9 protein-coding genes and 2 pseudogenes are annotated in these 13906 nt (G+C 75.1%); 10 read left to right on the top strand and 1 reads right to left on the bottom strand.

Annotated features, from left to right (window positions below; translation table 11 throughout):
• Window positions 1–39: 39 nt before the first annotated feature.
• From OU787_RS15960 to OU787_RS15950, 3 genes and pseudogenes are all read left to right on the top strand, one after another.
• Entirely contained in the window at window positions 40–1002 is a 963-nt protein-coding gene (locus tag OU787_RS15960) for an MBL fold metallo-hydrolase (RefSeq protein ID WP_268659734.1), read from the top strand.
• Window positions 1003–1036: 34 nt separating this feature from the next.
• A pseudogene (locus OU787_RS15955) lies at window positions 1037–2006 on the top strand (NTP transferase domain-containing protein).
• Window positions 2003–3231 (top strand): annotated as a pseudogene (locus OU787_RS15950) (molybdopterin molybdotransferase MoeA); the annotation flags it as partial. The pseudogenes OU787_RS15955 and OU787_RS15950, both read left to right, overlap by 4 nt.
• 90 nt (window positions 3232–3321) lie before the next feature.
• Here the strand turns inward: OU787_RS15950 and OU787_RS15945 are convergent.
• Entirely contained in the window at window positions 3322–4380 is a 1059-nt protein-coding gene (locus tag OU787_RS15945) for a potassium channel family protein (protein ID WP_051816469.1), read from the bottom strand.
• 226 nt (window positions 4381–4606) lie between these two features.
• On the opposite strand from OU787_RS15945, the gene OU787_RS15940 reads away from it, so the two are divergent.
• The 7 genes from OU787_RS15940 (at window position 4607) to OU787_RS15910 (ending at window position 13898) form a co-directional block, all read left to right on the top strand.
• Window positions 4607–5584 carry an NAD(P)H-quinone oxidoreductase gene (locus OU787_RS15940; RefSeq protein WP_268659732.1) on the top strand — a complete coding sequence of 326 codons (978 nt, stop codon included), beginning with the start codon at window positions 4607–4609 and terminating at the stop codon, window positions 5582–5584.
• 133 nt (window positions 5585–5717) lie between these two features.
• On the top strand, window positions 5718–8390 hold the full coding sequence (locus OU787_RS15935; protein WP_268659731.1) for an AAA family ATPase: 2673 nt from the start codon (window positions 5718–5720) through the stop codon (window positions 8388–8390).
• Between the two features lie 20 nt (window positions 8391–8410).
• Entirely contained in the window at window positions 8411–8788 is a 378-nt protein-coding gene (locus OU787_RS15930) for a 6-pyruvoyl trahydropterin synthase family protein (protein WP_268659730.1), read from the top strand.
• Between the two features lie 103 nt (window positions 8789–8891).
• Complete coding sequence (locus OU787_RS15925; protein ID WP_268659729.1) at window positions 8892–9860, top strand: hypothetical protein; 969 nt, start codon at window positions 8892–8894, stop codon at window positions 9858–9860.
• A 120-nt stretch (window positions 9861–9980) separates the two neighbouring features.
• On the top strand, window positions 9981–10601 hold the full coding sequence (locus tag OU787_RS15920) for a bacterial proteasome activator family protein (RefSeq protein ID WP_030457590.1): 621 nt from the start codon (window positions 9981–9983) through the stop codon (window positions 10599–10601).
• 103 nt (window positions 10602–10704) lie between these two features.
• Window positions 10705–12018: a protein kinase domain-containing protein gene (locus OU787_RS15915; protein ID WP_030457589.1), complete on the top strand. Its 1314-nt coding sequence runs from the start codon at window positions 10705–10707 to the stop codon at window positions 12016–12018.
• 179 nt (window positions 12019–12197) lie between these two features.
• Window positions 12198–13898 (top strand): protein kinase domain-containing protein, encoded by a 1701-nt coding sequence (locus OU787_RS15910; RefSeq protein ID WP_268659728.1) that lies wholly within the window; start codon window positions 12198–12200, stop codon window positions 13896–13898.
• Window positions 13899–13906: the final 8 nt, after the last annotated feature.

Raw genomic sequence — 13906 nt, 5'->3', positions numbered from 1 at the left:
CGGCCCGTGCCCGCCGCCGCACCGACCAGGGGAGCAGCCGTGACCGCGTCACTGCCCGAGGAGAGCGCCCACGGCCACCGGGCGGGCGCCGCGCCGGCCTTCCGCCCGCTGGAGGTCGAGGTCTTCACCGGACCGGAGAGCGCGTTCTTCGCCACCTCCAGCCTGATCATGGGCGAGCGCACGGCGATCCTGGTCGACGCCCAGCTGACCCGCAGCGCCGGGCGCGAGCTCGCCGAGTGGATCGCCGGCAAGGGCCGCGAGCTGCTGGCGATCGTGGTCAGCCACCAGCACCCCGACCACTACTTCGGCGCGGAGGAGGTGCTGCGGCTGTTCCCGGCCGCGCAACTGCTGGCCGCGCCCTCGGTGGTGGAGGGCATCGGGCAGACCGCGGCGGCGAAGGTCGCGCAGTGGAAGCCGGTGTACGGCGACGACATCCCGGACCAGCCGCTGCTGCCCGGGCTGCTGATGCCGCAGCCGCTGATGATCGACGGCCAGCTGATCCGGATCCTGCAGCTCGGCCAGGGCGACAGCGCGGGCTCCACCGTCGCCCACCTGCCGAGCATCCGCACCGTGGTCGCGGGCGACTTCGTCTACAACGGCACCCACGTCTGGACCGCCGACACCGATCCGGACGCCCGCGGCCAGTGGTCGTACAACCTGGGCCGGATCGCCGACCTCGGCGTCGACCGGGTGATCGCCGGTCACCGCGCCCCCGGCACGGACGACGCTGCGCACCGGGTGCTCGCCTTCACCGCCGGCTACCTGCGCGACTTCGACGAGGCGCTGCACGACCACCCCGACGACGCGGAGGCGCTGGCCGCCGCGATGAACGAGCGCTACGGCGGCCTGACCCTGCCGGCCATCCTGGAGCACGGCGCGGCCGCGAACGTCGCCCGCCGCCGGGCGGCGGACCGGGACGCCCGGGGCGTTCGGGGCGTTCGGGGCGACGGCGCCGACGACGACGAGGTGGTCGACGCGGAGATCGTCGACGGCGAGCAGTGATACTGCCGGGGTGACGGACGACGGGTACGACGCGGTGGTGGTGGCCGGCGGGGCGGGCAGGCGGCTCGGCGGGGCTGACAAGCCCGCCCTGACGGTCGGCGGGCGCACCCTGCTGGACCGGGTGCTGGCGGCCTGCGCGGACGCCCGGCGGACCCTGGTGGTCGGCCCCGAGCGGCCCACCGAACGGGCCGGGGTCCGCTGGCTGCGCGAGGACCCGCCGGGCGGCGGCCCGCTGGCGGCGGTGGCCGCCGCACTGCCCGCGGTGACCGCGCCCCGGGTCCTGCTGCTCGCCGCCGACCTGCCGTTCCTGGACGCCGCGACGGTGCGGCGGCTGCTGGCCGCGCTCGACGGGGACGGGGGCGACCGCTGGGACGGGGCCCTGCTGGTCGACGCCGACGGCCGCGACCAGCCGCTGGCCGCCGCCTACCGCACCGCGCCCCTGCGGGCGGCCCGCACCGCGCTCGGCGACCCGGCCGGCCGCCCGCTGCGCGGCCTGCTCGCCCCGCTGCGGCTGACCCGGCTGCCCGACCCGGCGGGCGCCGCCTTCGACTGCGACACCTGGGACGAACTCGCCGCGGCCCGCGACCGGGCGGGGCGCGGCTGACGGGGCGCGGCGGGCCGTTCACCGGGGCCGGGGGCGGGCGGTGAGGGAAACGACGCGTGGCGCTCACGGGGGAAGCGGCTTGCGGGCGGGCGGATCGGGCAGCATGGGCGTCATGGAGCGCACATTGGACGAGTGGATGACCGCGGCCGGTGCCGAACTGGGCCTGGACCTGGCGGTGGACGTTCGCGGGCTGCTGGACATGACCCGGGTGGTCGCGCACGGCGTCGAGCGCCCCGCCGCTCCGCTCACCGCGTTCCTGGTCGGCTACGCGGCGGCCGCGAACGGCGGCGGGGCGGCGGCGGTGGCCGAGGCGAACGCCAAGGTGACGGCGCTGGCCGAGCGCTGGGCCGCCGCGGCGGCCGGTGCCGAGGCCGGGCCCGATGCCGCGGACGGGCGATGAACCGGGCGCCGGTCGGTCCGGCCGACGAGGTCCGGGTGACCTCCGCGGGGGCCACCCTGCGCGGCTGCCCGTGGCCGGCGGCCCGGCGGGCGGCACGCACGGCGGTGCCGGGGCCGCTGCCGGTGGAGCGGGTGGAGCTGGCGGCGGCGGCGGGGCGGACGCTGGCCGAGCCGCTGGCGGCGCTCACCGACCTGCCGGCCTTCGACACCTCGGCGATGGACGGCTGGGCGGTGGCCGGTCCGGGGCCGTGGCGGCTGTCCGGCCGGGTGCTGGCGGGACAGGCGGGCCTGCCGCTGGCGGACGGCGCGGCGGTGGAGATCGCCACCGGCGCCCAGCTGCCGCCCGGTGCCACCGGAGTGCTCCGGCGCGAGCACGGGGCGCTCACCGAACTGCCGGACGGCGCGGCCCAGTTGCGCGGCGAGGTGGTGCCCGGGCAGGACGTCCGGCCGCGCGGGCAGGAGTGCGGCAGGGGTGAGGAACTGCTGCCCGCGGGGCTGCCGGTGACGCCGGCCGTGCTCGGGCTGGCCGCCGCCGCCGGGCACGACCGGCTGGCGGTGCACCGCCGCCCGACCGTGGAACTGCTGGTGCTCGGCGACGAGTTGCTGGTGGCGGGCCTGCCCGGCCCGGGGCGGGTGCGGGACGCGCTGGGCCCGCTGCTGCCGCCCTGGCTGGCCGGGGCGGGGGCCGAACTGCTGGGCAGCCGCTACGTCCGGGACGACTTCGGGCTGCTGCGGGACGCGATCCGGCACTCGCCCGCGGACCTGGTGCTCACCACCGGCGGCACCGCCGCCGGACCGGTGGACTTCCTGCACGCCGCGCTGGAGGCCACCGGTGGGCACCCGCTGGTGGACGGGGTGGCGGTGCGGCCCGGGCACCCGATGCTGCTGGCGGCGCTGCCCGGCGGTCGCCACCTGGTGGGCCTGCCCGGCAATCCGCTGGCCGCGGTGGCCGGCACCGTCACGCTGGCGCTGCCGCTGCTGCACGCGCTGTCCGGCCGGACCGCACCGGCCGCCGGTCCGGCCGAGCCGCTGGCCGCCGCGCTGCCCGGCCACCCGGTCGACACCCGGCTGCACCCGGTGCGCCGGAGCGCCGCCGGGCTGGTCCCGCTGCCGCACGACGGCCCGGCGATGCTGCGCGGCCTGGCCCGGGCCGAGGCGCTGGTGGTCGTCCCGCCCGGCGGCCTGGCGGCGGGGAGTGCGCGGAGGTGCTGGCGCTGCCGCTGTCCTGAGCGGGATGTTCCACGTGGAACGGCGGGAGGCGGAACCAGTGGCCCCGGTTCCGCCTCCCGCCGTCCTTCGCTCGCTGTCCTTCCCGGTCAGTGGGTGACCGGGGTGCCCGGCTTGATGACGATCAGGCGGTCGGTGAGCTGCAGCACGGCGGCCTCCGGCTCGGTGTAGTTGAGCACCCGGCGGCCGCGGACCACCGCCACCACCAGGTCGTCCAGCTCGCGCGGGCTGAGCCCGGCCTCGGCCTTGGTGACCGGGCGCTCGGCGACGTCCAGGCCGTTGCCGTAGGTCAGCAGGTCCTCCATCACCGCGCCCGCGTTCGGGCTGAGCATCGACATGCCCAGCAGCCGGCCCGCGGAGCTGGAGGAGGTGACCACCACGTCCGCGCCGCTCTGCCGCAGCAGCGGGGCGTTCTCGTCCTCGCGGACGGCGGCGACCACGGTGGCGCCCTTGTTCAGCTGACGGGCGGTCAGGGTGATCAGGGCGGCGGTGTCGTCGCGCTCGGGGGCGACCACCACCTGGGCGGCGCGCGGCAGTTCGGCCCGGATCAGGGTGGCGGCCCGGGTGGCGTCGCCGAGCACGCCGACCAGCCCGTCGTGGGTGGCCTGGTCGACGGCCTTGGCCTGTGGGTCGACCACCACGATGGACTCCTTCGGGACACCCTGCCCGAGCAGGGTGTCCACGGCGCTGCGGCCCTTGGTGCCGTAGCCGATGACGACGGTGTGGTCCCGCACGGTGTGCCTCCAGCGTTCGATCCGCCACTGCAGGCGGGTGCGTTCGGTGAGCACTTCGAGAGTCGTGCCGACCAGGATGATGAGGAAGAGCACGCGCAGCGGGGTGATCACGAAGATGTTCACCAGTCGCGCGCTGTCGCTCACCGGGGTGATGTCGCCGTACCCGGTGGTGGAGAGGGTGACGGTGGCGTAGTACGCCGAGTCGAGGAGGCTGACCGAGGGGTCCGCGCTGTCGTGGTAGCCCGCGCGGTCCGCGTACACGATCAGCGTGGTGACCACCAGCACGCCCAGCGCGAGCAGCAGCCGGCGGGCCACCTGGCGGGTCGGCGGCCGGGTCGGCCGGGACGGCAGGGCGATCCGGCGGGTGGGGTCGGTGGTGTCGGTGCCCGCGTCCCGGAAGCGACTGAGCGTCAGACGGGACGGTCGGGCACCGGTGTCCTGGGGCGGGATGGATGTCGGCACAGGGACAAGGATGGGGGGTCGGCCCGCCCTGGGGTGACGCCGGGGCCGGAGTGTCGCCACCCTGTCGGGCCGCCCGCGCGAGCCCTGACGGAGTGTCCGTTGACACCGCGGCGGACGGGCCCCGCCGACCGCGCGGAAACCGGCCGTCCGCGCGGTCGGCCGCAGTAGCGTCGGGGGCATGCATGCAATGACTCTTCCTGAGTTCGGCGGGCCGGAAGCGCTGCGCTGGGCCGACGTGCCGGATCCCGTGCCCGGTGAGGGCGAAGTCCTGGTCGAGGTGGCGGCCACCGCCGTCAACCGGGCCGACCTCCTGCAGCGCCAGGGCCTCTACAGCCCGAAGCCCGGGGTCTCCCCCTACCCGGGGCTGGAGTGCTCGGGGCGGATCGCCGCCCTCGGCCCCGGGGTGTCCGGCTGGGCGGTCGGCGACGAGGTCTGCGCGCTGCTGGCCGGCGGCGGGTACGCGGAGAAGGTCGCGGTCCCGTTCGGGCAGCTGCTGCCGGTTCCCGAGGGCGTCGACCTGGTGACGGCGGCGGGCCTTCCGGAGGTGGCCGCCACGGTGTGGTCGAACGTGTTCCTGGTCGCCCACCTCCGGCCCGGCGAGACCCTGCTGGTGCACGGCGGGGCCAGCGGCATCGGGACGATGGCGATCCAGCTGGGCAAGGCGGTCGGCGCGCGGGTCGCGGTGACGGCGGGCAGCCCGCAGAAGCTGGCCCGCTGCGCCGAGCTGGGCGCGGACGTCCTGGTCGACTACCGCGAGCAGGACTTCGTCGAGGTGGTCCGGGAGGCCACCGGCGGCGCCGGGGCCGACGTGATCCTGGACATCATGGGCGCCAAGTACCTGCAGCGGAACGTGGACGCCCTGGCGGTCAACGGCCGCCTGGTGGTGATCGGCCTGCAGGGCGGCACCAAGGCCGAGGTCGACCTCTCCGCCATGCTGGCCAAGCGGGCCGCGCTGGTCGCCACCAACCTGCGCGGCCGCCCGCTCGGGGAGAAGGCCGCCATCGTCGCCGCCGTCCGGGAGCACGTCTGGCCGCTGATCGAGGCGGGCGCCGTCCGTCCGGTGGTCGACCGGGTCCTGCCGGTCACCGAGGCCGCTGAGGCGCACCGGGTGATCGAGTCCGGCGCCCAGGTCGGCAAGGTGCTCCTGGAGATCTAGGGCGAACGGGGCGGCACGGGCCCGAACTATCCGGTTCCGGCCCGTGCCGCGGCATTGATCGCCTAGGGTTTTCGCGCACGGGTGCGGACCGCAGCCGGGGTTCAGGACTTCTGCGTCATCGGGGGTGTCTGCTGTGCCGACGGATTTCGTCGACCGGGTCGAGTACATGGATGCGTTCAGGGACCTCCTGGCGGACCTGTCCGATCACCGCGGCCGGGCGTTGGTGGTGGAGGGCAGCACCGGCATGGGTCGGACCGCGCTGCTGGCCGAACTGGCCCGTCGGATCAACGAGGTACCGGCCAACGCGGGTGCCTTCCGGGTGGTGGAGGCCCGTTGTCACCCCGGGACCGGGCCGGGTGATCCCTACGCGGTGGTTGCGGATCTGGTGGCCCAGTTGGAGGGACGGGCCGAGCAGGGCAGGTGGCGGCTGCTGAGGACAGCGGGGCGGGCGGCGGCGCGCAGCGCTCCGGAGGTGCTGGCCTCGTTCGTGCCCGGCCTGAACGCGCTGTGGGCGGTGGGCCGGGAGATTGCCGAGGCCGCTCTCGGCTCCGGCTCCACCCCGCTGGACAGCGTGCTGCCCACGCAGTTCGGTGCGGTCGCCCAGATCGCCGACGCGCTCCAGCAGAACGCCCGTTCGGGCAAGCCGGTGGTGCTGCTGGTGGACGACGTGCAGTACATCGACCCGAGCAGTCTGATGGTGCTGAACCGACTGGTCGAACGGCGTGACGAGGCGCCGTTGGCCCTGGTGGTCAGTTACGGCCCGGACGCCGACGGGGACCGCAAGGTCGGTGAGCTGCTGGACCGCTGGGCGGGGATGGCGTGGGCCGACCGGCACGTGCTGGGCGGGCTGCCGCCCGAGGCGGTCGAGGAACTGGTACGGATCCGGAAGCCCGCCGCACCGGACGGTCTGGCCGCCCAGCTGGTCGAACTCACCCGCGGGCACTCGGTCTTCGTCTCGCTCTGCCTGGACGCCTGGCAGGCCGAACAGGGCACCGAACTGGTCGTTCCGCGGAGCCTCGACAGGTTGTTGGAGCAGCGGATGGCCCGGCTGTCCGGGGCGGACCGCCAGCTGTTGGAGATCGCCGCCGTGCAGGGCCCGCAGTTCTTCTCCCGGGTGCTGGCGGAGGCGGCCGGTGAGCCGCACGAGAACGTGCTGCAGCGGTTGGTCCGGATCGCCCGGGACACCCGGTTGATCGAGGAGCGGCCGCTGCCTCCGTGGGCCCGGTACGAGGAGTCGGACTGCTACGTCTTCGAGCACGGTGCCCTCTGGCAGCTGATCTACCACCCGCAGAGCACCGAACTCAAGCGCTCCCGGCACGCCGCCGTCGCCAGGGCGCTGAGCGCCGACCCGGCCCGTGACGACCAGCTGGAGTGGCGGTTGGAGATCGCCCGCCACTTGGAACACGGCGGGGTCCGCTGCCTGGACGACTCGGCCCGCGCGCACTACGAACTGGCGCGCGGGGCAGCCCTGGACGGGCTGTCGTTCCTGGAGGCCGAACAGCACTGCAACGTGGCGATCCGGGCCACCCGCATGCTTCCGGACACTGTCCCGGACCGGAACCGTCGACTGGTCGCCGCGATCGAGCTGCAGCTCTCCCTCACCGAGGTCCGCTGGCGCGGTCTGCACGAATCCGGTGGCGGTCCGGCGATCGACGCGCTGGCCGTCGAGGCCGAGGCCGCAGCGACGGCTTGCGGGGACCCGGTGCTGATCGCCCGCACCACGCTGCTACGCGGCAAGACCTTGCTGGTCACCCAGGGGCTGGAGCCCTCGCTGGCCAAGCTGGAGGAGGCCGTTCGGCGGGCGGAGCAGGCCGACGAACCGGTTGCGGTGTTCGTCGCCAAGGTCGAGTACGGCCGCCAGGTGTCCAAGCGCAGGCTGTCGGAGGGGCTGACGCAGCTGGCCGAGGCCGAGCGGATGTACGCGGAGAACCCGGCGCTCGGCGCCACCGACGATCCGGTCCTGCACCACTCCCGCAACCTCGGCGAGATGCAGCTGGCGATCAACCTGTTCGACCTGGGCAGGCTCGGCGAGGCGCTGACCAGGTTGGAGCGCTGCGTGCACCGGCTCAGGGCCGACCAGTTCAACTCCGAACTGCCGATGGCGCTCAACTACCTGGCACAGGTGCACAGCGCGACGGGTTCCTGGACGGAGGCGGAACAGGTGCTGCGCGAGGCGCTCCGGTTCCAGGAGATCCAGTCCGGGGAGAGCGGCTGGCACGCCTACAACCTCGCGCTGCTCGCGGGACTGGTCGCCCGCGACCGGGCCCGGCGGCAGGAGGCCCTGGACCTGATGACTGCCGCCTGGGAGGAGACCGAGCGGACCTGGCTCGCCAACCTGGTGCCGATCGTCCGCAACCTGTACGCGGGGCTCCTGCTGGAACTGTCCGACCAGGACCCGCTGCTGCGCGGCTTCGCAGCGCACAAGGCCGAGGAGACCTACCGCGAGACCGAGCACACCGGAATGGTGCGAAGCCGGATCGCGGCGCTGGTCCTGCGCAGCCGGGCGGAGCTCGCGGACGGGCACCGGGAAGCAGCCCTGGCCCTCGCGGACGAGGCGCTCACGATCCTGGACGAGGTCGGTGCCATGCCCGCCCTGCGCACCGAAGAGGTCCTGTTCCATGCTGCGCGGGCGTTCGCTGCCGCCGGCCGCCGGGAACGGGCCGCGGAGCTGTCGGGCCGGGCGGCGGACGAAGTCGAGCGAAAGTCCGCGAGCATCGAGGACCCGGCGCTGCGAGAGCGGTTCCTGACCGAGGTGCCGCTCAACCAGGAGATCCGGGCGGCGGCCCCGGGCGTCGGACGCGGCTGATCCGGGAAGGCGAGCGCACAGTGCTGATCATCTCGAAGGAGTTCCACTTCTCGGCCAGCCACGTCCTGGACGTGCTGCCGGGATGGCACCCCTGTGCCCGGATGCACGGCCACAACTACATCGTGGTGGTCGAGATGTCCGCGCCGCGGGAACGGCTCACCGAAGCCGGGTTCGTCCGTGACTACCGGGACCTCGGAGAGTTCAAGAAGTGGCTGGACGACACGCTGGACCACCGGCACCTGAACGAGGTGCTGGGGCCGGACGTCCCGCCCTCGGCCGAGAACCTGGCGATCTGGCTGTTCGAATGCTGGAACGACCGGCTGCCGGAACTGACCGGGATGCAGGTGTCCGAGACGCCGAAGACCTGGGCCGTGTACCGCCCCGGAGCCGCCCGCTGAGGGTCGAAATGCCCGGAGTGCCCGAGTATGTGAGTCTGGTCACAAGCTGTTCCGCCTCCGCCCGCGTCCCACCGCGGGCGGCCGTCGGGAGGACCTGCTTTCCATGCTCGCTCGCCGCCGCCCCGCGCCCGCCGTCCCGGCCCGTGCCACCGCCCGCCCGCCCGCGCTGCGCCGCTGGGCGGCGCTGACCGGGGTGGCGGTCCCGCTGCTGCTGGCCGCCCCGGCCCTGGCCGCCGACCCGGCGGCCGGGGCCCGGCAGCAGGCGCAGGCACAGCCGGACGCGGCCCGGGAGCAGGCCCGGGCGCAGTTGGACGCCGCGCGGCAGCAGGTGGCCGGGGCCACGGCGGTACCCGTGGTCCCGGCACCGGGCGGCGCGATATCCGGGCCGCCCGCGCCGCCCGTCCCCTCGGCGCCGACCGCGAGCACGCCCCCGTCCGCCACCGCCACCCGCACCGCCCCGGCCGCGTCGAGCGCCCCGGCGGTCCCGGCCGCCCCGGTGGAGCCGGCGGACCCGGTCGAGTCGGCCGAGCCGTCCCCGCTCCCGTCCGCGTTTCCTTCCCCTTCTTCTTCTCCCTCGGCGTCCCCGTCCCCGTCCTCGTCTCCGTCTGGCTCCGCCCCGCCGTCCCCGGATCCCTCGCCCTCGGCGTCCCCCGAGGCGTCGGTGGAGCCCGTGCCGTCCTCGGTGCCCGCCTCCGTCGCGGTCGGGCACGGGCGGCACCAGCAGGCGGTGGTGCCGCAGCTCCCGTCGTCGCCGGAGCCCTCGGACGGCGGGACGGGCGGCGGGGCGGGGGCCGGAGGAGGGGACGGCACGGTGAACGGGCTGCCGGTGCCGGACGCGGCGCTGCCCGGTGCGGACCCGGGTGCGGTGACGGACGGGGACGCGGTGGCGGCGGACCCGGAGGCGCCCGCGGCGGCGGGGGCCGACGGCGTGCTGGCGGCCGGGCCGGTGGTGCCGGTGGTGCCCTCGCTGCACTGGAGCGACCCGTCCGTGCGGCTGCTCCCGCTGGGGGCCGGGCTGGGGCTGATCGGCCTGGGCCTGGGCCTGGTCGGGCTGCGTCTGCGCCGGCGGTGACGGGGTAGGAGCGGAACACGGGCGGGGACGGCACCGAAACGGAGCGGGGCCGGTCGGGGCGGGACGATCGGCGGACCGGCTTCGTTGACCTCCGTGGCGGACGGAGCATATGAAGGAGCTATGACCAACCCGATGAACGAGCGGTCGAACCAGGATCCCTTCCAGGCGTCACAGGCGGCGGGCGGGAGATCAGAGGACAGCCCGAAGGTGCTGATCGTCGGACCGGACGGGATGGCGGTGGGCACCGCGCCGGCCGGCGGGCTCGGGCGGGGCGACGGGGACGACGAGCCGCGCGAGCTGCCGGTGACCGAGATGGTCGAGCAGCCGGCCAAGGTGATGCGGATCGGCAGCATGATCAAGCAACTGCTGGAGGAGGTGCGGGCGGCGCCCCTCGACGAGGCGAGCCGGGCCCGGTTGAAGGACATCCACGCCAGCTCGATCAAGGAGCTGGAGCTGGGCCTGGCCCCGGAGCTGGTCGAGGAGTTGGAGCGGCTGTCGCTGCCGTTCGCCGACGACACGATCCCGACCGAGGCCGAACTGCGGATCGCCCAGGCGCAGTTGGTGGGCTGGCTGGAGGGCCTGTTCCACGGCATCCAGACCGCGCTGTTCGCCCAGCAGATGGCGGCGCGGGCCCAGCTGGAGCAGATGCGGCGGGCGCTCCCGCCGGGCCTGCACGGGGCGGAGGGCGAGCCGGAGGAGGGCGGCCCGGGCCGCGGCATCCGTTCCGGTCCGTACCTGTAGCCCTACCCACGGTGGCCTTGCGGGGGCCGCGCTTCGGCGCGGCCCCGAACCGCTACCCTGACCGGTGTCCGGAAGTACCGCGCGCCGAGGGGGAGCTGGGACCATGACTGAGGGCACCACCGAGGGGTACGCGCTCGGGCACGGCCGGTACGTGCTGCAGCGGATGCTCGGGCAGGGCGGCATGGCCTCGGTCCACCTGGCCCACGACACGGTGCTCGACCGGCAGGTCGCGGTGAAGACGCTGCACACCGAACTGGGGCGGGAGTCCTCGTTCAAGGAGCGGTTCCGGCGCGAGGCGCAGGCGGTGGCCCGGCTCCAGCACACCAACATCGTCTCGGTGTTCGACTCCGGCGAGGACGTCGCGCCGGACGGGACGACCACGCCGTACATCGTGATGGAGTTCGTCGAGGGCCGTTCGCTCAAGGACGTGCTGGACGAGCAGGTGACCACGCTCGGGGCGATGCCCAACGAGCAGGCGCTGAAGATCACCGCGGCGGTGCTGGCGGCACTGGAGGCCTCGCACGACCAGGGGCTGGTGCACCGCGACATCAAGCCGGCCAACGTGATGGTGTCCACCAAGGGCGTCGTCAAGGTGATGGACTTCGGCATCGCCCGGGCCCTGCAGTCCGGCGTCACCTCGATGACGCAGACCGGCATGGTGGTCGGCACCCCGCAGTACCTGTCGCCGGAGCAGGCGCTCGGCAAGAGCGTGGACGCCCGGTCCGACCTGTACTCGGTCGGCTGCATGCTGTTCGAACTGCTCAGCGGGCAGCTGCCGTTCGACGGCGACTCGGCCTTCTCGATCGCGTACAAGCACGTGCAGGAGACCCCGCCGGCGCCGTCCACGCTGAACCGGGCGGTCACCCCGGGGATCGACGCGCTGGTGGAGCGGGCGCTGCGCAAGGACCCGGCGCAGCGGTTCCCGACCGCGGAGGCGATGCGCGAGGAGGTGGAGCGGGTCCTGGCCGGGGGGCAGGGCGGCGGCAACACCCCGCTGCAGGCGTCCACCCCGCTGGTGATCGGCGAGGGGCCGCGCTCGGTGCACGCCGCGCCGTCGCTGACCAACTTCCCGCCGGTGCCCGGCCCGCAGGCCGGTCCGCCGTCGGTGCAGCAGCCGTACCAGCCGATGCCCGGCCCGCAGACCCCGCCGCCGTACGCGACCCCGCAGCCGTTCCCGCCGGCCGCGCCGACGCCGCAGCCGTTCCCGCAGCTCGGGCAGACCCCGCCGCCGTTCCCGCAGGCGCCGGTCTTCCCGCAGACCACCCCGCCGCCGATGGCGGTGCCCTACCCGGCCCCGCGGGCCAACGAGCGCAACGGCTGCTCGACCGCGGCGATCGTGATCTGCGTGATCGCCGGCGTGCTGATGCTGGCGTTCGTCATCCTGATGGTCGTGGTGGCCAGCGCCGGCAACTCCTGAGGCACAGGGCGCAGTCGCTCGACACGGTACTCGAACCGGAGTGCCGGCGGGCTCGCGCGACCCGAACCGACCCCCGCGTGCGCCGTCTCGTTCCACGTCGGAGGGCCCGAGACGGTAGCGTGCTGAGGAAGAACCGACAGGGCGAGCGCGCGCCGAGCGGGTGCCCGGGGCGAGGAGCGATGGGTCAGAGCGAACGACCGGACGACGGTGGGGACCAGCAGCCGGAGGTGCCCGGCGCGGACGCCCGGGACGAGGACGCGGGCCACCCGGAAGAGTCCACCGGACCCACCGAGGTCTTCCCGGGCGGGGCCCGAACTCCCGGACGCGGCAGCGCCGTTCCGTTCCCCACGATCGGCGACGGCCGCTACCGGCTGACCCGGCGGCTGGGCCGCGGCGGGATGGCCGAGGTGTTCGCCGCCCAGGACATCCGGCTGGGCCGCACCGTCGCCGTCAAGCTGCTGCGCTCGGAACTCGCCGAGGACGACACCGCCCGGCTCCGCTTCACCCGCGAGGCGCACGCCGTTGCCGCGCTCAACCACCACTCGATCGTCGCGGTCTACGACACCGGCGAGGAGCAGCACGGCGGGGAGTCCACCCCGTACATCGTGATGGAGCTGGTCGAGGGCCGCACCGTGCGCGAGCTGCTGGTGGACGAGGAGGCGCCGCCGGTCGACCAGGCGCTGATCATCACCGCCGGGGTGCTGGAGGCGCTGGCCTACAGCCACCGGCACGGCATCGTGCACCGGGACATCAAGCCCGCCAACGTCATCATCACCACCAGCGGCGCGGTCAAGGTGATGGACTTCGGCATCGCCCGCGCGCTGGCCGGCGGCGCCACCACCATGACGCAGACCGGCATGGTGATGGGCACCCCGCAGTACCTGTCGCCCGAGCAGGCCCTCGGCAAGCCCGTCGACCACCGCTCCGACCTGTACGCGGCCGGCTGCATGCTGTACGAACTCCTCACCCTGCGGCCGCCGTTCGTCGGCGAGACCCCGCTCTCGGTGGTCTACCAGCACGTCCAGGACGCGCCGGTGCCGCCGTCCCGGGCCAACGACCGGGTGCCGGTGCCGCTGGACGCGCTGGTGCTGCGGGCGCTGGAGAAGAACCCGGACGACCGGTTCCAGAGCGCCGACGAGTTCCGCGCCCACGTGCAGCACGCGCTGCGGCAGATGCACGGCGCGGCCGGCGCGGGCTACCCGGCGGGCGCCGCCGGGCTGGCGGCCGCCGCCGCGGCCGGGGCCTGGGAGGGCACCCCGCCCGCCGGGTCCGCCTCGCTCACCGAGCCGATGAACCCGGTCGCCGGGACGGCCGCCACCGAGGCGCTGCCCTACCAGGCCACCTCGGCCTACCGGACGCCCGCGCAGCCCTACCCGGCGGCGGTCGGGGCCGGCGGCGGGGGCGACGGTGAGGAGCCGGAGCCGCCGCGGCGGCGCAACCCGTGGGGCTGGGTGCTGGGCGCGGTCGCGCTGGTGCTGGCCGCCACCGTCGGGGTCGCGCTGGCGATCACCGCCAACAAGGACCACACCGAGGACCCGAAGAAGCAGCAGCAGACCACCGCCCCGGTGCAGAGCCCCAGCGCCCACGCCACCGACGAGCCGTCCGAGCGGCCCAGCAGCGCGGCGCCCACCCGCAGTTCGAGCGGCGGCACCCACCAGCAGGAGACGCCGAGCAGCACGCCGTCGCCGACCGCCTCGCCCTCGGCCAGCCCGTCCGCGTCCGCCTCGGCCAGCCCGTCGCACTCGGCGACGGCGAGCACGTCGGCGAGCCCGACCGGGACCAAGCCCAGCGGGTCGACGACCTCGTCCGCGCCCGCGTCCCCCAGCCCGAACCCGTCCGGCACCTCGGTGGGGATCGGGGAACTGCCGGTCCATCCGTAGCCGGTGCG

Source organism: Kitasatospora sp. YST-16 (assembly GCF_026802215.1).
Taxonomy (GTDB): domain Bacteria; phylum Actinomycetota; class Actinomycetes; order Streptomycetales; family Streptomycetaceae; genus Kitasatospora; species Kitasatospora cineracea.
The sequence above is the reverse complement of the archived record's forward strand: the minus strand, read 5'-3'. Positions and strand labels throughout refer to the sequence as shown.

What these genes read in the sequence shown, in the direction of transcription:
- OU787_RS15940 (WP_268659732.1), top strand. Translation starts at nt 4,607, where the DNA reads ATGCATGCAATGACTCTTCCTGAGTTCGGCGGGCCGGAAGCGCTGCGC.
- OU787_RS15925 (WP_268659729.1), top strand. Translation starts at nt 8,892, where the DNA reads ATGCTCGCTCGCCGCCGCCCCGCGCCCGCCGTCCCGGCCCGTGCCACC.
- OU787_RS15915 (WP_030457589.1), top strand. Translation starts at nt 10,705, where the DNA reads ATGACTGAGGGCACCACCGAGGGGTACGCGCTCGGGCACGGCCGGTAC.
- OU787_RS15910 (WP_268659728.1), top strand. Translation starts at nt 12,198, where the DNA reads ATGGGTCAGAGCGAACGACCGGACGACGGTGGGGACCAGCAGCCGGAG.
- OU787_RS15920 (WP_030457590.1), top strand. Translation starts at nt 9,981, where the DNA reads ATGACCAACCCGATGAACGAGCGGTCGAACCAGGATCCCTTCCAGGCG.